The sequence below is a fragment of the Neobacillus endophyticus genome (genome assembly GCF_013248975.1).
In the GTDB taxonomy this organism is placed as follows: Bacteria; Bacillota; Bacilli; order Bacillales; family Cytobacillaceae; genus Neobacillus; species Neobacillus endophyticus.
In genome coordinates this window covers 4,243,920-4,266,939 of sequence record NZ_JABRWH010000001.1, presented here as the reverse complement: position 1 = coordinate 4,266,939, position 23,020 = coordinate 4,243,920, and the positions used below count along the sequence as shown (strand labels likewise).

General features: G+C 36.5%; 19 protein-coding genes and 1 pseudogene. 16 read left to right on the top strand and 4 right to left on the bottom strand.

The features are described from left to right. Positions 1-640: 640 nt before the first annotated feature. From HPT25_RS20940 to HPT25_RS20930, 3 genes are all read left to right on the top strand, one after another. Positions 641-1,306, top strand: a complete 666-nt coding sequence (locus HPT25_RS20940; protein ID WP_173068774.1) for a response regulator transcription factor — start codon at positions 641-643, stop codon at positions 1,304-1,306. Between the two features lie 94 nt (positions 1,307-1,400). Continuing rightward, positions 1,401-3,164 carry a sensor histidine kinase gene (locus HPT25_RS29120; protein ID WP_173068771.1) on the top strand — a complete coding sequence of 588 codons (1,764 nt, stop codon included), beginning with the start codon at positions 1,401-1,403 and terminating at the stop codon, positions 3,162-3,164. 27 nt (positions 3,165-3,191) lie between these two features. Next, positions 3,192-4,112 carry a phosphoribosyltransferase gene (locus tag HPT25_RS20930; RefSeq protein WP_173068767.1) on the top strand — a complete coding sequence of 307 codons (921 nt, stop codon included), beginning with the start codon at positions 3,192-3,194 and terminating at the stop codon, positions 4,110-4,112. A gap of 175 nt (positions 4,113-4,287) precedes the next feature. On the opposite strand, the gene HPT25_RS20925 is transcribed toward HPT25_RS20930, so the two are convergent. Further along, positions 4,288-5,166 (bottom strand): LysR family transcriptional regulator, encoded by an 879-nt coding sequence (locus HPT25_RS20925; RefSeq protein WP_173068764.1) that lies wholly within the window; start codon positions 5,164-5,166, stop codon positions 4,288-4,290. Positions 5,167-5,275: 109 nt separating this feature from the next. Here HPT25_RS20925 and HPT25_RS20920 point away from each other — a divergent pair. From HPT25_RS20920 to HPT25_RS20910, 3 genes and pseudogenes are all read left to right on the top strand, one after another. Continuing rightward, a pseudogene (locus HPT25_RS20920) lies at positions 5,276-5,692 on the top strand (tautomerase family protein). Then, positions 5,689-5,997 (top strand): carboxymuconolactone decarboxylase family protein, encoded by a 309-nt coding sequence (locus HPT25_RS20915; protein WP_173068761.1) that lies wholly within the window; start codon positions 5,689-5,691, stop codon positions 5,995-5,997. Before HPT25_RS20920 ends, HPT25_RS20915 begins: the two are co-directional and overlap by 4 nt. Positions 5,998-6,273: 276 nt before the next feature. Continuing rightward, a complete protein-coding gene (locus HPT25_RS20910) occupies positions 6,274-7,434 on the top strand; it encodes a DUF3800 domain-containing protein (protein ID WP_173068758.1) in 1,161 nt (386 codons plus the stop codon). 62 nt (positions 7,435-7,496) lie between these two features. Here the strand turns inward: HPT25_RS20910 and HPT25_RS20905 are convergent, their stop codons facing one another. After that, entirely contained in the window at positions 7,497-8,408 is a 912-nt protein-coding gene (locus HPT25_RS20905; protein ID WP_173068755.1) for an alpha/beta hydrolase, read from the bottom strand. 285 nt (positions 8,409-8,693) lie between these two features. On the opposite strand from HPT25_RS20905, the gene HPT25_RS20900 reads away from it, so the two are divergent. The 7 genes from HPT25_RS20900 to solA all read left to right on the top strand — a co-directional run bounded on the left by HPT25_RS20900 (position 8,694) and on the right by solA (position 16,148). After that, positions 8,694-9,449: a conserved phage C-terminal domain-containing protein gene (locus HPT25_RS20900; protein WP_173068752.1), complete on the top strand. Its 756-nt coding sequence runs from the start codon at positions 8,694-8,696 to the stop codon at positions 9,447-9,449. Then, positions 9,442-9,774, top strand: a complete 333-nt coding sequence (locus HPT25_RS20895) for a replicative helicase loader/inhibitor (protein WP_173068749.1) — start codon at positions 9,442-9,444, stop codon at positions 9,772-9,774. Before HPT25_RS20900 ends, HPT25_RS20895 begins: the two co-directional genes overlap by 8 nt. Positions 9,775-9,779: 5 nt before the next feature. Then, complete coding sequence (locus HPT25_RS29275; protein WP_173068744.1) at positions 9,780-10,556, top strand: replicative DNA helicase; 777 nt, start codon at positions 9,780-9,782, stop codon at positions 10,554-10,556. Positions 10,557-10,931: 375 nt separating this feature from the next. Continuing rightward, a complete protein-coding gene (locus HPT25_RS20885) occupies positions 10,932-11,315 on the top strand; it encodes a hypothetical protein (protein WP_173068741.1) in 384 nt (127 codons plus the stop codon). Between the two features lie 648 nt (positions 11,316-11,963). Next, a complete protein-coding gene (locus tag HPT25_RS20880) occupies positions 11,964-14,321 on the top strand; it encodes an Ig-like domain-containing protein (protein WP_173068736.1) in 2,358 nt (785 codons plus the stop codon). A gap of 170 nt (positions 14,322-14,491) precedes the next feature. Then, a complete protein-coding gene (locus HPT25_RS20875) occupies positions 14,492-14,662 on the top strand; it encodes a hypothetical protein (RefSeq protein ID WP_173068733.1) in 171 nt (56 codons plus the stop codon). A 361-nt stretch (positions 14,663-15,023) separates the two neighbouring features. Continuing rightward, on the top strand, positions 15,024-16,148 hold the full coding sequence (solA, locus tag HPT25_RS20870) for an N-methyl-L-tryptophan oxidase (RefSeq protein ID WP_173068730.1): 1,125 nt from the start codon (positions 15,024-15,026) through the stop codon (positions 16,146-16,148). A gap of 180 nt (positions 16,149-16,328) precedes the next feature. Here solA and murI read toward each other — a convergent pair whose 3' ends face one another. Beyond that, positions 16,329-17,129 (bottom strand): glutamate racemase, encoded by an 801-nt coding sequence (murI, locus tag HPT25_RS20865; RefSeq protein WP_173068727.1) that lies wholly within the window; start codon positions 17,127-17,129, stop codon positions 16,329-16,331. A gap of 474 nt (positions 17,130-17,603) precedes the next feature. Between murI and HPT25_RS20860 the strand changes: the two genes are divergently transcribed. The 3 genes from HPT25_RS20860 to HPT25_RS20850 all read left to right on the top strand — a co-directional run bounded on the left by HPT25_RS20860 (position 17,604) and on the right by HPT25_RS20850 (position 22,117). Then, positions 17,604-18,689 carry an NAD(P)H-dependent flavin oxidoreductase gene (locus HPT25_RS20860; RefSeq protein WP_173071343.1) on the top strand — a complete coding sequence of 362 codons (1,086 nt, stop codon included), beginning with the start codon at positions 17,604-17,606 and terminating at the stop codon, positions 18,687-18,689. Between the two features lie 475 nt (positions 18,690-19,164). Further along, the gene (locus HPT25_RS20855) at positions 19,165-20,709 is read left to right on the top strand and encodes an MDR family MFS transporter (protein WP_173068724.1); all 1,545 of its coding nucleotides are present in this window, start codon (positions 19,165-19,167) and stop codon (positions 20,707-20,709) included. A 388-nt stretch (positions 20,710-21,097) separates the two neighbouring features. Continuing rightward, complete coding sequence (locus HPT25_RS20850) at positions 21,098-22,117, top strand: DUF3231 family protein (RefSeq protein ID WP_173068721.1); 1,020 nt, start codon at positions 21,098-21,100, stop codon at positions 22,115-22,117. A gap of 277 nt (positions 22,118-22,394) precedes the next feature. Here HPT25_RS20850 and HPT25_RS20845 read toward each other — a convergent pair whose 3' ends face one another. Then, positions 22,395-22,808, bottom strand: a complete 414-nt coding sequence (locus HPT25_RS20845; protein ID WP_173068718.1) for a hypothetical protein — start codon at positions 22,806-22,808, stop codon at positions 22,395-22,397. Positions 22,809-23,020 lie beyond the last annotated feature (212 nt).

Below are 23,020 nucleotides of genomic sequence, written 5' to 3'. Positions count from 1 at the left end.
TTTTTATTTACAAAGTAAAGCAAATCTAATGAAATATGGTTACACTAACTCTAATAATTTATATTTTCCTCCCTTCATGGGAGGAGTTACATTTCTACATTGCCGCATAAATCCCCCAAAAGTACTGCCATAAAATTTTCCTAAAACAACAAAAAACACGGCCATTGAAAGTGGCAGCGGACACGATGATCCGTGATTAAAATGCAAATTGACTAGTTCTATATACCTAATGAGTCTTTTTTTTACTTCAAAAATTATGTATAAAAATTAGTTGATGTGTTTTATTATGCCTTTTGATGAATCAAAATTATTTCCTTTCAGCGCCTTTGTAAACAACGAGAGAATGCTTTCTTGTAATTAGAAAATGATAGTCGTTCTAAAAATCACAAAATGACTTTAAGAAGTCTTTTATGCGTGTAATTTATCATGCGTTTAATAAAAAAATTGTCCATATTTCCCCGTTTTAAAAGAGCAACACGGCCTATTGTTTCTTATAAATAAACACTTTTTTCAGCATAATTATAAGTAAATTTCTGTTTTAGTAGATAAATATTTACTGAAAAAACTAAACGAAATAGTCCTTTTGTACGATAAAGTAAATGGATAGGAGTATTCAAATTTTTTCAAGGAAGGATGATATATGAAGATTCGCGTTATGGTAGTAGAAGATAATGAAGCGTTCTTTTTGCTTGAAAAAACATTTCTTGAAAAGGAAGAAGACATTGAACTTGTTGGATGGGCAAGTGAAAAAGAAGAGGCAATAACAAAGGCGACAGAACTAAAACCTGATGTTTTGCTTCTGGACATTAACTTGATAAAAGGTGAAGACCAAACGGGCGTAAAAATTGCAATCGCTTTAGCAGAGATCATTCCTGAAACAAAAATCATTATGTTGAGCGCTATATTAGATGAAAATACTGTAAGAAGCACATTGGGACTTGGGGTAGCAAAAAACTATGTTATAAAGACAGAAGTCTCTGAAATTGCTCATAGGGTTCGAGAAGTCTATGAAGGTCGTGAATATGAACATTGGGCTGGAACCGTCATACAATTTATAGTTCGTGATTACAGAGAAACATTAAATGCTGCCACGATTAAATTGACGGACAAAGATAAAAGGGTACTTGAATTGATTTATAGAGGCTCCTCAATTGAGGACATAGTAAAATCAATGCATGTTGAAATACAAACCGTTAGCAATCAACTCCAAAAAATATCTAAAAAGGTTTTGGGTTGGCAATGGTATATTAAAAGATTAAGTGCTTATGAGTTAGCTGTCAGAGCTAAAAAGATGGAATTATTTTAGTAAATGCCCTCTTTCTTCTAAGTATATAGAAAAAGAAAATACTTGCTATACTCTTTTTGGGGGTATATGAAAACATATCTCAGAGAGGCATTATATGAAAAAAATAGTTGTGGCTACATTTTCTGTTATCATGGTTGTGTTAATTATGAGCAACCTTTTTTATTACACATCTACAAGAGATGAATTAATTCTTTCTCAAGAAAGGGATATTACGGATACTGTATCCTATATCAAATCATCCCTAGAAACGAACAACAACGGGAATCATATGTTTGGTCAAGAGATTAACGATGCGTTACGATTAGCATCACTTGCAATAGAAGCTAAACTGCCACCTCGAATTGAGGGTGTAACCAATGACCAATTAAAGCAACTGGCTAACCAATTAGGCATTGATGATATTACGCTTATGGTCAAAAATGGAGATAAAAATGACTTTTTATGTGCGAAATCCAGTGACCCTGCAGAGGTAGGAACTACTACGAACGATTGGGGAGATAACTGGAATCGTATGTTTACTCAATTATGGGTTCAACAAAATGTGAAATTGGAACACAATTTCGGGCAAGCCTTACCTAATTTTTGGGCTGGTCCTCCTGATACTTCTTACAATCATCCTGACAAAGTGTACAATTATGGTTATTACAATGATGGAAAAACAAATTATATAATTGACCCCTTTATCAGTGATGCAACGTTAGTTAAATTTAATCAGATTGCTGGTGTAGATGCTACGATACAAAAATTAATAAAAGCAGATCCAATGCTACTTGAAATTGGAGTTGTGAATTCCAATCAATTAGAAGGAAAAGCCAAAAGGGAAAAAATCGAACTTAGTTTGAATAAAACGGTTTTTCACAACCGAATCCTAGTGGATGGAAAACTTAAATATCAAATTTATGATGATAAAAAATATGCAAAAAAAGCAGTAGAGTCCAACACAACTGTAAGTAAAGTCTTCCTATTTAAAGGGAATCAGATATTAAAAACATATATGCCTGTTAATATAGATTTTGATGGAAATGTACAAAAAAATAAAATGGTAGCGATTGTTACTTCTGACTATAAAGAAATCCGACACGCGCTTACAAAAAAAGAAAGTCAAGCATTATTTTTTACGTTTATATCCTCGATTATCGGAATCGTATTGACGATTTTATTATCAAGATATATTACAAGACAAAGTGTGATATTAGTGAAGGTTCAAAGCGTGTATTCTGATAACATTCAACAGTTGTATAAAACCATACAGGAACAGCGACATGATATTAAACATCATTTTTCAACGTTACAAGGTTTGCTTTATATGAAACAGTATCAAGAGATGGAAAAATATATTTCAAACCTAACCAAAGTACAGATATCCATCAATGAAGACGTTTCTATTAATATTCCAGTATTTAGCGGATTATTGAAAACAAAAATTGCAAAAGCACTGGACCGAGACATTCAATTTTCTCATCATTTTGAAAATCTGGAAACTATCAACTTTGATACAATGAAACTAACAGAGATTGTTCGTATTATCGGAAATATTTTAAGCAATGCTTTTATCGCAGTAATGGAAAATGAAGAAACCAATCGGAAAGTCATTTTAAGGGGAAATATTAATAAAGAAAATGTAGTGTTTAAAATATACAATAATGGTCCTCGGATCGAGCCTGAACATCTGTCTCATATTTTCGACTTTGGCTTTACAACCGGAAAAAATAACGGGGGAAGTGGAATTGGATTAGCCAGTGCTAAGAAAATTGTGGAGTCTTACAAAGGAAAGATTAAAGTGACAAGTGACGAGGAATGGACTACGTTTATTATCACTCTTCCCATATCAAAGCTTATAACCAGTGAGTTCAATTAAAGTGATTCATAGTAAGGAGCAAGGTGCATGTTTACCTATTTAAGTTATGACGATATTGCATTTAGAATTGATGCGATGATTGAGGATGTTCGGAAACAAAAATTTTCTTCCCTTGTGGTGATTGTAAGAGGAGGAACTTTCCCAGGTATTCATTTATCAGTAAGAACAGGGATTCCAATTTATTATCTGAACTATGAGAGAGATAGTAAAAAACAAGCATCTAAAATCAGTTGGATTGGTTCAGCTCCACCGATTGGAAAAACGTTGTTATGCGAGGATATGGCAGGTTCTGGAAAAACGCTAATTGAGAGTCGTCAATTTATAGAAGAACGAGGATTCGAAGTACAGTCATTCGTGGTTTATAAAGACACGTATTCTGCCTCCATACCCGAATTCTTTTGTTTTAGTACGAATGACCCTGAAGAACGATTTGTAGTTCCTTGGGAAAAAGAAAAGTTTAATCCAAAGTCCACTTTCACTTCGGATAAACCATTACTTGATCATGAATACGAATTCACGGGTTGGGATATGGACGGTATATTTTTAGCTGATGTTCCTAAAGAGTATTATCTGAAAAATACCGAACAAGCTCTATTAATGCGTGATGAATACCCGATCTCTTCAAATCGGCCTATATTGAGAGAACACGATGTTATCATTACAGGTAGACCCATCGAGGACAAAGAAAGAACCCATGTTTGGTTAAATCGAAACAACGTTTTTCATCCTGTATATTTTCGGGACAATGGAAAAATGAATCCTACAGCATTATCGACAGCAATGTGGAAAGGAAGAAAGGCAGTAGAAATTGGATGTTTACGCTATGTGGAAAGTGATGTAGAACAAGCCATTTTTATCTCTAAAAATTTTCCACATTTAGAAGTTGTTTGGTGGAACAATGCAAATCCAATATCTATCAAAGCTTCTTCCTTTTCAAAAATTTCTTAAAAAGTAGATTCAAAGGAAAGTCTTGAAGGATGAATGAAAATAATCCAATCAAGGCTTTTCTTTTTTATGCAACAGAATTAAAACTCTTTTTTGTGGTGTTCTTTGGTCTGGTATTAAGTTTAATTTTCCAAGTTATGTTATTCAAAACATGAGCCGCTGCGCCGCGCGAGTATTTTTATTCGATGCATATAGTTTCAACCAAGTTCATCAATTCCTGTTTTGTATGACTTAAATAGTTTCTTTTATTCTTAGAAATTAATAGACCAATCATAATTTCGGGATCAAATCCTTTCACTTTAAAAGGAATCGAACATTTCTGTAAATCAGTGCCCTTAGGGATGATCCCAATTGCATCCCCTGTCACTAATTGCGGAATCAGATGCAAAGCACTGCAATGATAGATTCTTTTAAAAGATAGGTTATTTTCTGATAAAAAAGCATTCACGGATCGATAAGAAATACAGCTGTTTTCTCCTATTAAAATAGGATATTCAATGAACTCGAATACGTCTGTCTCTTCTTTTTGTAACAAGGGATGATCCGGATTGTTGACGAAAAATTCAATTTGCTGGTTACATAGCGGAGTAAACTTTAGGTTCGAATAATTTATATTTTCCCCGCACACGGCAAAATCGAGCTGATTTTGATCGATCATTCTGGATAAAAGGGCTGTGTTTCCGATGACGAAATCACAGTGGAGGTAAGGCTTTTGTTCGTTTAAAAAGTCTAAAATTGCCTGGATCAATTTGGGGGCAACTGATTCTAATAGACCAATTCGTAATATACCTTTTTCTTCTTTGCTGATCCGCTGTGCCTGCGTGATGGAATAATCCCAATGCATCAACAACTGCTCAACTTCCTCCGCAAATAATTTCCCTTCATCCGTTAAACGAGCATCCCATCCTCTTTCAAAAAGAAGAAAACCAAGATCTTTTTCTAGCTTTTTAATATGTGTTGTGATAGTGGACTGAGCATAGTTTAAACGTTTTGCAGCATGGGAAAAAGTCCCTGTTTCAACAATCGTTTTAAATGTGATCAATTCTTTTATATCCATTTGGCACCTCATCTTCATCGGCTTTTTTGATAATTATAATAGTATTTTTCAATTATACAAATCAAGATTTGGCCATTAAAATAAAATCATACGGAAGGAGTGACAGGATTTGCCATTAGTTCATGTTTATTATCCAGAAGGTCTTGCGAAGAAGGACGTATTAGAAAAGGTGAGCCAAAGGGTTCATCGTTCCTTAATGGAACATTTCTTAATTCCAGAAAAAGATTATTTTTAAATGTATATTCCCTATCCGCCTCATCAATTTTTCTATGATCCTCATTATCTGTTAGAAGCCGAAAAAATGCGGACTGATCACATGATCCATGTGTCGATCACCTGTGGGCCGTGGAGGACAATCGACCAAAAAACCAAGTTGTATCAATCCATTGCCCAAGCTATGTCGGAAGAATTAAACATCTCCTCCGCTTGTATTTTTATTACCTTAAATGAGACACCTGTGGATAACTGGTCATTTGGTCAAGGGATCGCACAAATGATTATAGCAAAGGAGGAAATCGAACCATGAATGCGCGGATTGAATCCAATATCCCTCCAAAAATGAAAGAAATGGCTCCCGAATTTGTTGAATACAGTGAGAACATATTATTTGAAAAAGTATGGAGAGATCCGGTTTTAACAGCAAAAGAAAGAAGCGTAGCTACACTTTCAGCACTAATAAGCATCGGCAATACGGAGCAATTGCCATTCCATCTGGAGTTGGCGAAAAGGAATGGAATGACTGAGAAGGAAATCATTGCGTTAGTTACACATATGGCCTTTTATAATGGGTGGCCGAAAGCTGCCTTGGCATTAAATGTCATACTAAAATGAGAAATGATATTTTAGACTGAAAGGGAAAAAAGGGGTAATGTAAACGACCCTCTCACGTATAATTGAAACCAATAGATTCATCGGGGTGTCGCTTTTTAGAGGACACCCTTTTGTACAGAAGAAAATCGTATTGATAAGTGAGAGAATGTCTGGTATTGAAGAAGGGGAAAATGCCGGGAAAGAAAAAGCCTCATCCGAAAAAATAAAAGGTTTCTATAAAATTTTGTAGAAATTGTATAAAAAGGTAGAATCTTATTTTTGGGCGGGGTGGAGAAAATGGAAGATATTCAATATGCTTTTATAGATGAATTTGGTGATTACCGTTTTGATTTTGATAAAAATGATGTTTCCAGCCATTTTATGATCGTTTCCATCCATGTGAAAGATAGCAACAAAGACATGTTAGAGCATGAACTGGAAAGGATATTCGAAAAATCCTCTTATATTCTTCAAGATAGAACCAAACAGGATGATGCGCAATTCATCCCATTATTAAATGATTTGAAAGCATTGCCGTTTAGCGTGTATGCGTATGTCATTGACAAACGAAAGATCAGGGAAAATAGCGGAATTATGCATCAAACACCATTTATCAAGTATTTAAAACGCTTAGTATTTGATGACTTACGTCAGTCATTTGAACAATTGGATCTGGTGGTGGACCATCAGGAAAGAAAACCTTTTTTGCGAGAATTTAAAAATTACATCACGGCGAGGTCCATTCCGGATTTATTCAATTATTCAACCTTTGGATTTAACCAAGTTCAGTCCGAACGTTTGATCCAGTTGGCGAATCTTATTGCGGTGATTCTCGCAAAAGGGTACGATACGACCCAACTCTCCGACCATTACCGGTCATTTTTCAAAATCATCAAACCGAAAATTGCCGCCATCAATTTATTTCCACTTGATTATAAAAACTTTCTATTCGATTACAAATTTGATCAGCAAGACTCCCGATACGATGCCGTCATTATTCAACAAGCTGTCAATCTTGCCTTCAAGTATATGGAGAAACACCAAAAGAGTGAAGAAGATGAAGAAAAGCTCCGGATGGATTTTCTCAAGTTCCTGTTGTTCAACCTTAAAGAAAATCCCCTGGAATACGTCTATACCCAGGAGATATTGGATAATTTGAATGCGATTAGAGATGTCAACATTAGCCAGCACTATTTTCGCTCAAGTATTGTCTCCAAGCTGCGTGACAGCGGGCTGCTGATTGCCAGCAGCAGTAAAGGGTACAAACTGCCGGCATCCTTAAATGATTTATATGACTTTGTGAATCTTTCCAGCTTAACAATCTATCCAATGATCCAAAGAATTGCCAAGTGCCGCGAGCAGATTCTTCAGGCAACAAACAAGGAAATTGATATTCTCGAGCAAAAAGAATATGAATACCTAAAAAGAATCATTGATTTGAAGACAATGAAGATATAGAAATACTGCAATCATTTAATGAAGAGCAGTTTATCGTAAGCAATGAATCGAGTGAACAGCCATTACTGAAAATATTGATCGAGAAACTGAAGGACACGCTGCTGGTATTCATCTTTATTTAAAAGATACGAATTAATATGCTCCCCATTTTCAGTCAGCCAAAATTCTTTAGGGCTCCCTGGAGAGATGGCTCGAAATATTTTTTCACTCTCAGTAAAAGGTATGGCTTCATCACCTATGCTATGGATCAGTAAGAAGGATTTCCCTTTACTGTTACTTACGCTATAAATAGGTGAAACTTCATTGGGGTCAATTTTGTGGAGTTTCCGCATGGAATGGTAAATAATCGGTGTAAAGGGGCGTTTTGGTAATTTGGACCAAAAAGAAAGATTTTCTTTTAAGAAGTCTTCTAAATCACTGAATGGACTGTCAGCAATAATGACGGACACATTAGGATGCTCACAGCCGGCAATAAGCGCAGTCGAAGCACCCATACTCCAGCCAAGAAGCGCAATCTTTTCCTGATTTTTTTTCTGAATCGCATAATCAATCGCGGAAAATAAATCATGCTTTTCAAAAAAACCAAACCCAGTGGTTCTTCCCTTTGATTGACCCGCATTGCGAAAATCAAACATCAGTACATTATAGCCTTGTTCCGATAGTACTTTGGCGAGCTGCAGTCCTTCGATTCCTTCCATGGCACGTTCATTGGTATAACCGTGGGCGGTTATAACCACCTTATTGCTTGGCTTGGAAGAGGCAGCAATCCACCAACCAGATAGCTTTAATTGATCTTTTCGGCTAAAAAATTCAATTTCTTCGAAGTCAAGCCCGTAATCCTTCGGGTTTTTCGTCGTTCTGGCCGGGAAGGGGTGAGTAAGATATAAGCCGATGGAAATAGGGGCAAGAAAAAATAATATAGGTGCTGCCAAAAACGGCCGCCACCACGATTTTTTGTTTTTTCCCTTTTTCATCAGCAACTCCTCCTTTCCAAATAAAGTGATCGGTTGATTTATCATATGTTGATGAACATGAAAACGAAAGGAATCTATTGAAAAAACGTTTTCAATTTTTTAATAGAAACAAAGAAAATGAATCTTTAACGTTTACTCACAAAGCCTTCCGATTTTTCGGAGGGCTTTTTTTAAAAAAAATTTTTTGGCACTATGTCCTTTTTGCCTCTTTTAGGATAAATAGATGGTGAAGGGGGATGGGTGAGCCAATGGAACGGACCCATCCATTGAAAAGGAGAGATGAAGATGAGCAGGCTGTTGATTAAAGAAAATCCGGTGATGATTGTGCCATCGTTGGCGGTAAAGATTGGACTCAATGAAGCGGTGGTGCTGCAGCAGATTCATTATTGGCTGGGTATCAGCAAGCATCAGTTTCAAGGAAGAAAGTGGGTTTACAATACCTATCAGGATTGGCAGAAGCAGCTGCCGTTTTGGTCAGTCAGCACCATTAAGCGGACAATCCTTTCACTTGAACGCCAGAAATTTCTTGTCTCTGGGAATTGGAATTTGCTGAAAATGGATCAAACCAAATGGTACACAATTGATTACCACAAGCTGAAAGAATTGGAAGAAGACCAAAGTGTGGTCTCATCGGATCAATTTGAGTCACCTGCTGGTCAACCTGAACCGAAGATAAGTGCAGATCAGGCCGAGGAAAGGTCAAAACTGGCCCTACCAATACCAGAGATTTCTTCAGAGAGTACATCAGAGAAAATACCTTTCGTCGAGATCATCCATTATCTCAATGAAAAAACAAAGTCCGATTATAAACTAAGTACAATGAAAACCCAGGATTTAATCAGGGCAAGGCTTAGTGAAGGCTTTACCTTGGAGGATTTTAAAAAGGTGATTGACATCAAGACAGCAGAATGGCTGGAAGATCCGCAAATGTGCAAATACTTGAGACCAGCCACGTTGTTTGGCAGCAAATTTGAAGCATATTTAAACCAAAAATCTTTTAAGAAAATCTTAAACGAGGAGGATTTTGATTTAAATGATTAAGCGGGAGACGTTTGAATTATTAAAGCAAATAGCCGTTTTTTATGATCAGTTTGAAGTAAATCAGGAGAAAGTGAATTTATGGCATCAAATGCTTAGAGATTCCAACTTTGAAGATGTCAGGAACAACTTATACACCTATGTAAAGGAATCCGCTTTTCCTCCCAAAGTCTCCGACCTAATGGCAAAATCAACTCCAGCTATGACCACTCCTAATACAGACGAGACGAAAGAAATAATGAAGAAAAGGAGTACACCAGCAAGGGAAGATGTCGTCCAAAGGGAACTGGCCAATATGAGAGCTATTTTAGGAATTGTTAGGAGGTGAGCAGAGTGGAGGAATTCCAACCATTTTATCAGGAAGCAGAAGAAGCCATCGTGGGAGCATTCTTTTTAGATGGGGGATTAGTGAAAGAGTGCACGATTCTACCTGAACAGCTGTATACCAGAAAGCTACGGACTATTTTTTCAGCCATTCGCAGTTTGGATAGCAAGGGCGTCCCCATTGATTTTCTGACAGTTGTTCAGGAATTAGGAGATCAATGTTTGGAGTGGCTCGGCGGTGTCAGTTACCTAAATCAATTAGCCGGCAGCGTCCCCACAACAGCCAACTTTCATTTTTATGAAAAAATAGTGAAGGAATACGATCAGAAGCGTAAGGCCATTCAGGTTGCCGGAAAAATCATCGAGCAGGCTGGAACGGAAGAAATCGGAAAAACCTTGAGGGATGGAATTAATGAGCTTATGGCTGTTGAGGACAATCAAACGGACGAAGAGGATGGCCATCTTACACCTGCCATAGCCGATTTATATGAGGATTGTGAAAAGGAACAGAGTGAAATCGTGGGAATTGCTTCGGGTTTTGCTGATTTGGATCAACTGACGAAAGGGTTTAACGAATCTGATTTGATCATTGTCGGAGCTCGGCCTAGCATGGGAAAAACGGCTTTTGCCTTAAATATAGCCCTGAACGCGTCTATTCAAGATGTAAGTGTCATTTTTTCCTTAGAAATGGGAAAAAAACAACTGCTCAGACGGCTAACGGGTTCAATGGCAAAAATCGACAGCCTGAAAATGAAGAACCCCAGAAGAGAGTTTCATGACGAATAGGAGAAGTGATCATTTCGTAACAATATAAATAATTCATGGTCAATCCGGACAATAATCACAAATATTTATTGTTGTATGTTTTAGAATTGTAGAGTTTGGTGTTAATAAAATAGAACATTTTCAAAGGGACTATCTAGTTGTAGGTGGTCTCTTTTTGTGCGGATATAACGGTGAATGGGGGGATAAAGCTGAGTCAAAATGTACAAGAAATAATATTCATAATGGAGGAGAAATATACTAGATTCTGACTCTCTACGAAAATGTTGTGAGGCTGTTTAATCATTCATAAGTCATAGGAAAATAGGTTAATACAATTTTTTTCGAAGTGATATAATGAAATAGTCATATAAACAACTTAGATATGGAGGAATATTAATGAAAAGGTTAATCAGAATTCTCGCACTTGCTTTTTTATTGGTAGGTGGATTAGAAGTTCCGAATTTAAATACTTCTGCTGCAACCGCAAAGAGCATAAGTCAAACAGCTTCAGTAAAAATTATTAGTATTAAAAGTCCTGCCGCTAGAAACAGCACGGAAACATTAACCGCAAAAGTTGCGCCCAATTCCACAGCATACATAGCTGTCCACTACAAAAGCGGCGACAGCAAAGCAAAAGGTCTAGAACCGAAACGCTCGAATTCTAGTGGAATGGTTTCATGGTCATGGCATGTCGGAGGAAATACCACACTTGGAATGGTTACCGTTACCGTTACATGTCAAGGGCATAGTGCTAATACACAATTTAAAGTTATACATTAAAAAAGGGTCATTTATAATAACTGGTTCCCAAAGGGGCGCAAAAAGGTAAATTACATTAAATTGCTAGCGTGAATTGAATTCACGCTTTTTTTATTGATATATCAACATTTTTTCAGCTTTTATCATCATTTCTCTTTAGGAGTCACATCACTTTTCTTAAGGGTGATAATACTGGTTATTCAGTGTGAAATTTTGTGAGAAAAAAGTTGTGAAGTAGTGTCGAATGAGGAAAGAGATAACGATAAAGTTTATCTAAGTAGGGTATAACATCATAACTCCTGTTGTAATACCTGTTTATTTGGCAAAACAGGTATTTACAGATCCCGTATGATCAGTTAGTAAGTGTATTTGTGACTTTCATCCTGAGATTTAAAAGCATTGGCTAAGATTAGCATTTTAATTGAGTCTCAACCTGTTGGTTGCTATTTTTGTTCACTGAAGCATTTTAAGAGTTACCAAAATATACTAGTTGGAAACGAAAGAATTATGTAGATTTTTGTAAATTCTAGTATTAAGATGATTACTAGGTCAATCTTGGAAATGATCCAACTAAATATTACCTTATTAGGTTGGTTTTTTCATTATTTTTCCTTCTAATTTTTTACTAATAATAAAGAGAGAAACTAGCTATTAAGAGAGGTTATTTGTATGTTTAGAAAAGCGTTGTTATGTATATTCGCTTTAGTTTTATTTTTGGCGGGCGCAGTATCTGTACAGGCGGCAAATGATACCACCCCGCTTATTCTTAAAGATACTTCTATCAATATGGCGGAATTCCACTCGGGGGATACAATTAAGATGCAATTTACGGTCGAGAACGACTATGAATCAGGACCTGCTGAAAATGCTGATATTACATTGGTCCATAGTTCTAATCGGTCCATACATTCCATGATGCGGTATATCGGGAATAACACATATGATTTTTCATATCCCGCGAAAGACATGCTACAGGGGGACTGGCATGTAGGAGAAATCACTCTATATGATCAAGCAGGGAATAAACAAATCTATGGAGTTGACTCACCTTTAATATCCAAGTTAAGTTTTCGTATGCTGGACGGTATAACAGATTCAACTCCTCCAGCACTTACTTCTATTAAACTTAGTCAATCTACTGCCAAGCCTGGTGATACGGTAATTGTGTCAGTAGGTTTTGATAATCAAAGTGCCGTATCTTATGGTTCTTTAAGTTTAAGACATATCGAAACTAACGATTATTCATTCATTGGTAATTTTTACTTCAACAAGACTACAGGTCAGATTGAAGCGAAAATAACGATACCTGCCAATGCCAAAAACGGCAGTTATGATGTTGGATATCTAACTCTAACGGACAATACAGGAAATGAAATCAACTATTGGTCAGAACATCAACCAATCCTTGCAAATGCTAAATTAACAGTTACAGGGGGAGTATCCGATATTACAGGGCCGGTATTCCAGAATGTTACAGTTGGCCAGAAAGAACTTTACCCTGGCGATTCATTGGACGTGGCTGTGGATGGAGAAGATATTGGAACGGGGATAAAAGATGTAACGGTATCTTTTAAGAAGAAGGATTCCCAAAATTCAAATGATTATTTTTGGGGCCATCTTACAATCGGCAGCTCGAATAAGCAATGGATTGGGAAATTGAATGTGCCATGCTATGTGACAGAAGGTATTTATTATATTGATCAAATCTATTTACAAGATCAAGCTGGAAATACGACCTTTATTCGGCCTAGTGAGTCATTTCCGACTGTGAAAATACTACCATTTTACACAGGGATAAATTCAGGTACTCTTCTAACTGGTACTCCTTTTGATCCAATGGACGGGATCAGAGCTTTTTCAAATGCAGAGGGAGACAGGACAAAGGATATTGTTACAAACGGTTCTGTTGATTCCAGTACCAATGGAATCTATTTGATCACATATTCAGTACCAAGCTTGCATTTTCCAATCATGAACTCAAACATAGGCACCTACTATTATAATTCCTATCGGTGGATCACGGTCAATGATCAGCAGGCAACCGATCCAGGCTCCGATATAACCTATTTTAATGGGGATGTGGAGATTGGTGTTCCATCCAATAGTACGATCAGTTTGTCTGACGGAAAATCAGTCCGGAAACTTTCAAATGACACAACCATAACAAAGGATGGCTCATACCAAGTCAGCACAAGCGGAGTGGGAACAGCCAAAGCCTTTAATCTCTTGTCCATGAACCAAACGAATTCAATTAGTTCAGTTGCAACCAAAAATTCACTTAAGTTTGTGATTGATCGGCAAAAACCTGCAGCTCCAGTCCTTTCACCCATCTATAGTGAATCTGTATCTGTCAACGGAAAATCCGAAGCCTATTCTACTGTAAATGTTTTAAGCAATGGAAAGTATCTTGCTTCAGGTAAAACAAATGCTAACGGTGTGTTTTCCATCCAAATCCCTAAACAGACAGCCGGAAGCAGTATCTCTGTACAGGCACAGGATCGTGCAGGAAATGTTAGTAATGCATCTAAACAGAAGGTGATTTATGCACCATTTATGGAGCCAGTCAGTAATGTTTCCACGTATATTACCGGAAAATCGCTGCCTAAAAGTACGCTTAAAGTATATGCAAATGGAAAATTGATCAAAACAGGATCCGCAGATTCAAATGGATATTATAAACTTCAAATTCCAAAACAGTCTGCTGGAACGCAAATCAAGTTGGAGGAAATTACTTCTAAAGGCGAACATTATACAAGTCTACCAGTAAAAGTGGAGGATAAGCTCCCTCCAGCACCGCCTCGAATGAATAAACTAACGACAAAGTCTGCTTCTTTGACAGGATATGCCGAAATGGGGAGCACTGTTCTAGTTTATAGCGGTGCGAACAAAATAGCTTCCGGAATGGCTACATCAAAAGGAACTTTTAACATTTCCATACCAAAACAAAAAGTAAGCACTGTTTTGACTATCTATGCAGTAGATGCAGCAAACAATAAAAGCAATCCAGGGTATGTAAAAGTGCAATAATCATTTATTAAGGAATCCTTTGATAATGGTTAGTTTGAGAAAAATCATTCATAAATAATGTCACTTGATATCATTTAGTGACCACCCAAAAATCCCTGTAATATTTTGATAGAATCCCTCTTGTGTTGACAGTGGTTAAAGCCATACTGTGGCAATGGAGGGATCTTTTTATGCCACAATTAAAATGCTATTTTCGTAATAATTGTTGCTATTTGTCCAGCTCTGTTGAAATCTATAGGGGGTACTTGTTCGAATCGGATGATGATACGGACAGGTTTGCTGGAATGAAAAGGGGACAGGTCCGAATCGAATGTAAATACGGACAGGAAAGCTGGATTTAAAGACGAACCAGTCCGAATCGAGAGTTTATACAAATCTGTTCTAAAACAACCATAATAGCGAAAACAATCTAATTAAAAAAATAATAATATAGGATTACTTTTTCAGCTGAATTGAAATTAAAGAAAAAAAGAATTTCGGTATTGAAAGAAAGTAATGTATTAACGGGGGGCTGTACGTTATCCTTAATCTATGAATAAGGGTTAGATTTATTGATTACTTCTTAGGAAAATGAAGTGACAAATAATGGTGTTGACAGCTAGGCATGATGCCTGGCTATTTTTATTGTTTCTGTATGTCTTTGACTGTGTTAATATCTAATAACAAACAATTCAGTTTATTTAAAAGGCAGGGGGGAAACAATTGAAAAAGAATGTTGAAGTTGTGATCGTTGGTGCTGGGTCGATGGGTATGGCCGCTGGATATTATTTATCAAAACTAGGAATGAAAGTCCTGCTTATTGACGCTCATAATCCACCGCACGACAAAGGGAGCCATCATGGTGAGACACGGATAATCCGGCACGCTTACGGTGAAGGAAGTCAATATGTTCCCCTTGTATTAAGAGCGCAGCAGCTATGGGACCAGCTGGAACAGGAGTCGGACATGAAGCTTTTTTTACATACTGGGGTACTTTGTGCAGGAGATCCGAAATCATCTTTTGTTAAGGGGGCAGTTGACAGCGGAAGAAAGTATACTTTGCCCATCGAACATTTATCAAAAGAAGAAATAGAATATCGCTGGCGGGGGTTTTCTCTTCCGGAAGGCTTCAGCGGTTGTTATGAGCCGAATTCTGGCGTGTTATTTAGTGAACAATGTATTGCTGCATTTCGAAAATTAGGGTTAGAGAACGGAATGACATACCTCCCCTTTACGAAGGTAGAAAAGATTGAAATGAATGCGAATGGAGCCGTCATTCAAACTGATCTTGAAACCTATTTTGCGGATTTTACGATCGTTAGTGCGGGTGCATGGTCCGGTAAAATACTGAAACAAACAGGATTGGATTTACCGCTTCGGCCTGTTAGGAAGACGGTTTCATGGGTTGAATGCTCGCAGGAATTATATGATTCACAAGTTTTTCCTGCCTATACATTTGATTTACTGGATGCCCACTATTATGGGTTTCCAAGTATAAATGGCAGTGGGGTAAAAGTAGGAAGGCATGATGGCGGCCAGCCGATTGATCCTGATGTTCAAATCAGTCCTTATGGTCAATCTGATGAGGAGGAAATCCGGTCATTTTTACATAAATGTTTGCCAAACGCAAATGGACCTTTACGAAAAGGGAGCACATGCAAATATACCTTAACACCGGATGAAGATTTTATTTTAGATCGCCATCCAGAGCACCAGCATCTTTTTATTGCTGCGGGTTTTTCGGGTCACGGCTTTAAATTTTCGAGTGTGGTAGGGGAAATCATCAGTCAGGTGATTACAGAAGGAAAGACACCATTTGATCTTTCAAGTTTTAAGATTAATAGATAAATAGTGTTGGCTTAAAGAGGTCTATGAGTTGTAAAGGGGTCCATTTGAATGTTCTTTTCAAAAAATCCTTGCTGTGTTTTGACCTTGGCATATAAAAAACAAAACTCGCCTAAATTGGCGAGTTTCTTTATTTGGAATACTTAACCATTTTAAATATAAGCAACGTTTTTGGAGTGTTTATCATTTAAGGTTTAGGTGACATAGCTGAAGTTCGTCTAACATTACTAACAAGTTTTTATAACTAGATAATGTTTCTTTATCTTCAACTTTATAACCAGATTTATAATATATAATTTCTCCTGTCCCATCATTCATTTGATTCCTTGCTTCGAGAATTCGTTTTAAGTTTTTGGCAGTTCCAATGCTTCCGGAAATAATGTCAACTTCTTCAGGAAATAATTCCTTTATACTATTTTCGAAATAAGGGAAATGGGTGCATCCAAGAACAACTGTTCCGTACTGCTGTAAATCAAAGGAACCTAGTGTTTCTTTTAAATAGGGTACAACTTTCTCTTCTCTAAATTCCAAATTCTCAGCGAATTGGACAAGACCAGGAAGAGCTACACTTTCAACAATATCATGATGGTCTATACTTTTCACAAGGTTATGAAACTTTTCCTCTCTGAGAGTCAAATTAGTTGCAAACACTAATACCTTTTTTCTTTTTCCCTCACAGCTTTGAACAGCAGGTTTTACGGCTGGTTCAATACCCAAAATAGGAAAATTATACTTTTGGCGAAGGTCATCCACTGCGATACTGGTAGCAGTATTACAAGCGATGACTAATGCTTTAATTCCTTGATTAACCATAAAGTCAACAGCTTGAAATATATAATCCCTTACTTCTTCTTTTGATTTTTCACCATATGGAATGTTTAAGGTATCGGCATAAAATATGTAATCTTCATTAGGTAAATACTTCAATGCTTGATGAAGTACAGTCATTCCACCTATACCAGAATCAAAAAAACCAATTCTCATTACTTTCACTCTTCTCTTCGATTAATTTCTTCTATATTATCATTCTTTTTCTTTTATTAACTCTGACAATCAGACTAATAACTTAACATATCAATAAATTTTAATAAAGACGTTGGTCTATCCTTTTCTTTTCGATATATAAACATTGTTTTGATTTTTCCATCATGATTCGGTATTGAATGCTGTCTAAGTGTTCCATCTTTAATATGTTTTGCAATGACACTTGAAGGAAGCATACTCACCTCCATTTTTGTCATCTAAAATACAGATTGGGAATATCAATATTATGTATTATTCAATATACCAGAAAAGAGATATGCTTTAAATATAAACATTTATTGGAGGTTTTGATTTGAAGAAGCAATCTTTTCTTTTTTAATTGGAGAGGAATTGCGTTTAAATGGGATTGAGTATGAGAGGAAATCTGAAGGGAAAATAATCAGTAAGTAAAAATGAAATACGAGGTGTGTAATGATGTTAAATCATGAAATGACAGAACTTCTGAAAATTAAATATCCGATTATACAAGCTCCTATGGCTGGCGGTGTAACAACTTCAAGATTAGTAGCGGAGGTATCAAATTCTGGTGGGCTAGGAATGATTGGAGCAGGGTATATGAGCGCTGACCAAATACGGGAACAAATTAGGGAGATAAAGCAGTTAACTTCTAAGCCGTTTGGTATTAATCTATTTGTTCCTAATGAATTTGAAGTTACAAAGAATGAACTTGAATCGGCTAACCAATTCTTAAACCCCATCCGTCAGCAATTAAATTTGCATCAAAAAGATCAAGTTGAACTTCCTAATTTTAAAGATGTTTTTGAAAAATTTATTGATCAAATTAAAGTTATAATGGAAGAAAAGGTTCCTATTTGTACTTTTACATTTGGCATTCCTTCAAGAGAAGTGATAGCTGAATTAAAGCAATCAAACATTATTCTGATGGGAACTGCTACAACTGTTACAGAAGCAATTGAAAATCAAAAAGCAGGAATGGATATGGTGGTTGTTCAAGGCAGTGAAGCAGGCGGGCATCGTGGGAACTTTATTAATTGTTCACAAGAAAGTTTGATTGGTTTAATGTCATTAATTCCACAGGTGGTAGACAATGTCAGCATTCCTGTTGTTGCTGCTGGAGGAATTATGGATGGGAGAGGGCTAATGGCTGCTATTTGCTTAGGAGCGAAAGGAGTACAAATGGGTACGGCTTTCTTGACTTGTATGGAAAGCGGAGCGAATAAAGTACATAAAGAAGCCATTCTTAATGCGAACGAAGACCAGCCTGTTTTAACTCGATCCTTTTCAGGTAAATGGGCGAGAGGAATTAAAAATAAATTTATCGTAGAAATGCAGAATCATGAAAAACATTTACCCGATTTTCCTATTCAAAATACACTAACTCAAGATATTAGAAAAACCTCTGCAGCACAAAATAATCAAGATTTCATCTCACTTTGGTCTGGTCAAAGCCCAAGATTAGCCAAAAATCAAACCGTAGAATTATTAATTAAAAACATTATGGCAGAAGCAAAAAAATTAGGTTTTATAGAAGCGAAGTAAATCCTAATGTACACCAAAACCTAGCCAAAAAAGCTAGGTTTTGGTTATACTTTATTGAGCTAACCTGTTCGCAACTGACCTTTAGCTCTTGCAGCAGCAACTTTATGTGTAATTCTTTACAAGATCTATGTTAGGGATAAAAAAAGGACTGTTCAAATTGAACAATCTCATCTGTACCCCTTTATTTTTTTTCCACTTTAACGATCTTAACTATTACGAATCCAAGAATAACAACTCCAGCAAATATTGATATAGGTATTAATATATTTAATATCATATACGCCCCCTTCTATGGATCTTTCATTCCAATTATACAATAAAATACCAACTCATAGACGATGCTTATTGAACAAACTTGCTTACATCAGTTTAAGTGCAAAACTTCACAATAACAGCAATCCATTACTTAGTTCATATTTAGTTCATAAACAATTTATATAATCCATTTATCAAATGTTGAAAGGATTAGATATAGATGGAAAGTCTTACAAAATATAAAGAACCAGTTTTAACTGGTAAGAGTAATAAAATTCTGGTGATGATGGGTTTACTAATTGGACTGATTTTTTCTGAGTTGGATGAAACAGTTGTTAATACAGCCATGCCGACCATCATTCGCGATTTAGGCGGATTAGCTATGTATGGATGGGTCGGAGGAGTGTATATGTTAACGATGTCCGCGTTCATGCCGATATTGGGGAAATTAGCGGATTTAATGGGGCGCAAAAAAATATATATAACGAGTATGGCCTTTTTCATAGCGGGATCAATTGTCTGCGGGTTATCACATTCAATGACTCTTCTCCTTATTGGACGCGGGATTCAAGGTTTGGGGGCGGGAGGATTAATGCCGCTTGCTATGACCATTTCAAGTGATCTATTTCCAGTTGAGCAGCGAGCAAAAGTACAAGGGTTAATGGGGCCAATTATGTTTATTCCCATGTTATTAGGGCCATTAATGGGCGGCTATTTTGTAGATCAGGTAAGTTGGCATTGGATTTTCTTTGTTAATATTCCTGTTGGTATCATTGCAGCACTGCTTCTGGCAAGTGGATTACGTGAAACAATTATCAAGAAGCAAGTGGTTATTGATTGGGGAGGGGCCTTTTTATTAGTAGCTTCCATTGTCTCCATGCTGATAACCCCCGTCCTTGTCGAAAATAATGGTTACACCTGGGGATCGCCGTTCATTATGGGTCTGCTTTGCTTGGGAGCCGTTTTAATGGGAATATTTATTTGGGTTGAGACGAAGGTAAAAGAACCAATTGTTCCTTTGCATTTGTTTAAAAACCGCAACATTCTTGTATTATCTTTCATTGTCTTTACCGTAGGATTCGGTTTAATGGGATCCTTTTCCTCCTTCCCATATTTTGCGCAAAACGTGCTGGGACTAACGCCAACAGAGGCTGGCTACTTGACATTGCCAATGATGGTAGGGGCAGTTGGGTCCTCTATACTATGTGGATTTCTATTAACAAAAGTGCGTTACCGAGAACTATTTGGAATTGGATTTATCATGCCAATGATTGGATTTTACTTGTTTTCTCATATGAGTATTCATATTACCATTGTTCAAATTATTATCTTCTTTCTCATAACAGGTCTTGGGTTAGGAGTTTTATTTGGAAGCGATAACCTCATTGTTCAGGAGTCTGTCGAAAAGGAAAACAAAGGAATTGCTCTTGCGACTGTTCCGTTATTCCAAACCATAGGAGCTACAGTAGGAGTTAGTCTCTTTGGAAATTTGTTATCATCCACACTCACAACCAAATTGCAAAGCTTAGGTGATAAACTTCCTGAACGTATGGCAACAAATATGAAAAGTTTAGCTGCTGCGGGTGTTCCACACGGATTACCAACAGGGCTATTAACACAAATAAAAACATTGTTCATTGAATCATTTCAGCATATTTACATGTATTCATTTGTGATTGCGATCCTTACATTTGTCTTGAGTTGGTTTTTGAAAAAAGAAGTCCTATCCACGAAATCCGATGAAGAAAATTTGAAAGAGGAGTAGTCGTGGAAAATGGTGGAGAAGTTATAACTGAATGATTGATAAACAATAAGTTGTAGTTACACTATGTTGAGGATATTTCAAAAAATAGCTTTTGCTCTCGAAATGGGGCAAGGGCTATTTTTTTATAATGGAGGGGGCGAAGGCATGGATTCAAAAATTTCTTTAAGAATGCTATCTAAAAATGCACCTCCGTGATTATCCGGTTTTAGCACGGGTTTCCATAATTTTGTTCTTCACTTGTATGCCTCTCTTAAATTTAATGCACCTGATCGTTTAAGCGCAACTTTTCACATTCTGATGGTCGAGGTTTCTGATTTTAAACATATTTTTCATTCTCTGAGAAATAATAAAAAAATACTATAAAATTTCGTAAATCGGAGGATAAACCTTGGAGACAAATAACCCGATTCGATTAACTGCTCCGGAAATGGCAAGCCTTTGGACTCAATACATTTTTGATACCATGTCGATTTGTTTCTTTCGTTATGCACTCGAACATATCGATGATCAAGAAATCAAATCGATTTACCATACTTCCCTTGAAGTATCCAAAAGGCATATCGAAGAAATTACCGTATTCATGTTAAATGAAAATTTCCCTATTCCACGTGGGTTTACAGAACAAGACGACGTAAACATTCACGCACCGCGTCTTTTTCAAGACCCCTTCTACCTAAATTATATTTATATTATGTCTTTGCAAGGAATGACTGGATATGCTTTGTCTGTTAGTACTTCAGTCCGTTCTGACTTACGGAAGTATTACATAACGTGTATGTCAGAGACAATGGAGATTTTTGATCAATCCATTGATTTAATGCTTTCAAAAGGATTTTTTACACGAGCTCCTATTATTACACCACCCGAATCAATCGATTTTGTAAAACAGCAAAGTTTTTTAACTGGATGGTTAGGAGATCGTCGTCCGCTCAATGCGATCGAAATTGGAGATATTACTTTCAACGTACTAAAAATGCATTTACATGCTGCTTTAAAAGTGGGATTTATCCAAGTAGCCCAATCCAACGAGGTTCGGCAACATTTCAGAAGGGGACTTGAAATTGCCAATAAACACATAAGAATATTTGAATCGGTATTTGAGGAAGATCAATTAAATTCACCTATGTCCTGGCAATCAATGATCACGAACTCTACTTCTATGACCTTTTCAGATAAATATATGATGTACCAAATTCAATTGTCTACACAATTAACCCTTTCATTTTATGGTTCTGCTATGAGTGTCAATTCAAGAAAAGATATAGGTGCTCATTACTTACGACTCATTTTAGAACTTTTACAATTTGCGGAAGACGGGGCAAACATCATGATAAAAAATGGATGGTTAGAGCAGCCTCCAACAGCAACTGACCGAGAATCGCTTGCAAAGAATAAGAGCAATAAATAATATTTCAGTAACTGGAAGCTAGGAATGATTCCTAGCTTTTTAATTTGATGCACTCATTGGGTCAAAAACAATATAAAATCACATCTCTCTTGTTCATGAACGTTAGCACAAAAAGAAATAGGGGTCGCTGTGGCGATCCCTTATTTATCTCTTGCATAAGTTTATTTTTAATAATACACATACATTTATTTCCTACGAGCCTCACGATCGCACACATACATATTTTAAAAGACTGTATTTTTCAAGGCTTGTGAGAGATGAATCGCCATAATTTTTTCTATTTTAAATAATTTTTTCTTGCTCCATATCTCTTCCGGTAAACGAATTTTCTTAAATCAACGTCTTTTAAATTGCCGTCATAACACAAAAAGAGTAAAGATTGAAACTCCTTAAAATTCTTCATAACAAAAAGAGCGAATTCTTTTCGTTCGCTCTTCATTTTCATTTTAACTTCTTCTTTTAAAAGGATGCCGTCAAGTTGGTCTTGGTAATAGGCTTTCGTATCTTCCCATTTATCTTTACGACTGACCAAAATATCCTTACCATACTCTGGTAATTGATCAATCACAAGGTCTAAATAGCCTTCTGACCACATTAACATTTTATCTTTCTCTGGAAGTTCAAGAACCATTTTTAACAATTCTGTTTCGTCCACATCTTCTTGAATGGCATATTTACCGACCCGATTCATTATACCCACCTCATGTACGAATCATTTGGTCTTAGTTTGTTAATTTGTGTTTTAATGAATTCATTATTTATTTTAACTTTGTGAAGGATTGTACTTCAAAGAAACTCCACTATAATATTGGTACTCAAAACGCAACTGAAAATGACAGTAGTTTTGGGACTCTTTTTTAATAGCAAGATTGTCCTAAGAATCCGAAATATCCTCTAGAGTCA

What these genes read in the sequence shown, in the direction of transcription:
- murI (WP_173068727.1), bottom strand. Translation starts at nt 17,129, where the DNA reads ATGAGAATTGGTTTTTTTGATTCTGGTATAGGTGGAATGACTGTACTT.
- HPT25_RS20880 (WP_173068736.1), top strand. Translation starts at nt 11,964, where the DNA reads ATGTTTAGAAAAGCGTTGTTATGTATATTCGCTTTAGTTTTATTTTTG.
- HPT25_RS20925 (WP_173068764.1), bottom strand. Translation starts at nt 5,166, where the DNA reads ATGGATATAAAAGAATTGATCACATTTAAAACGATTGTTGAAACAGGG.
- HPT25_RS20855 (WP_173068724.1), top strand. Translation starts at nt 19,165, where the DNA reads ATGGAAAGTCTTACAAAATATAAAGAACCAGTTTTAACTGGTAAGAGT.
- HPT25_RS20910 (WP_173068758.1), top strand. Translation starts at nt 6,274, where the DNA reads ATGGAAGATATTCAATATGCTTTTATAGATGAATTTGGTGATTACCGT.
- HPT25_RS20915 (WP_173068761.1), top strand. Translation starts at nt 5,689, where the DNA reads ATGAATGCGCGGATTGAATCCAATATCCCTCCAAAAATGAAAGAAATG.
- HPT25_RS20845 (WP_173068718.1), bottom strand. Translation starts at nt 22,808, where the DNA reads ATGAATCGGGTCGGTAAATATGCCATTCAAGAAGATGTGGACGAAACA.
- HPT25_RS20940 (WP_173068774.1), top strand. Translation starts at nt 641, where the DNA reads ATGAAGATTCGCGTTATGGTAGTAGAAGATAATGAAGCGTTCTTTTTG.
- HPT25_RS20905 (WP_173068755.1), bottom strand. Translation starts at nt 8,408, where the DNA reads ATGAAAAAGGGAAAAAACAAAAAATCGTGGTGGCGGCCGTTTTTGGCA.
- HPT25_RS20900 (WP_173068752.1), top strand. Translation starts at nt 8,694, where the DNA reads ATGAGCAGGCTGTTGATTAAAGAAAATCCGGTGATGATTGTGCCATCG.
- HPT25_RS20885 (WP_173068741.1), top strand. Translation starts at nt 10,932, where the DNA reads ATGAAAAGGTTAATCAGAATTCTCGCACTTGCTTTTTTATTGGTAGGT.
- HPT25_RS20860 (WP_173071343.1), top strand. Translation starts at nt 17,604, where the DNA reads ATGTTAAATCATGAAATGACAGAACTTCTGAAAATTAAATATCCGATT.
- HPT25_RS29120 (WP_173068771.1), top strand. Translation starts at nt 1,401, where the DNA reads ATGAAAAAAATAGTTGTGGCTACATTTTCTGTTATCATGGTTGTGTTA.
- HPT25_RS20930 (WP_173068767.1), top strand. Translation starts at nt 3,192, where the DNA reads ATGTTTACCTATTTAAGTTATGACGATATTGCATTTAGAATTGATGCG.
- HPT25_RS20875 (WP_173068733.1), top strand. Translation starts at nt 14,492, where the DNA reads ATGCCACAATTAAAATGCTATTTTCGTAATAATTGTTGCTATTTGTCC.
- HPT25_RS20895 (WP_173068749.1), top strand. Translation starts at nt 9,442, where the DNA reads ATGATTAAGCGGGAGACGTTTGAATTATTAAAGCAAATAGCCGTTTTT.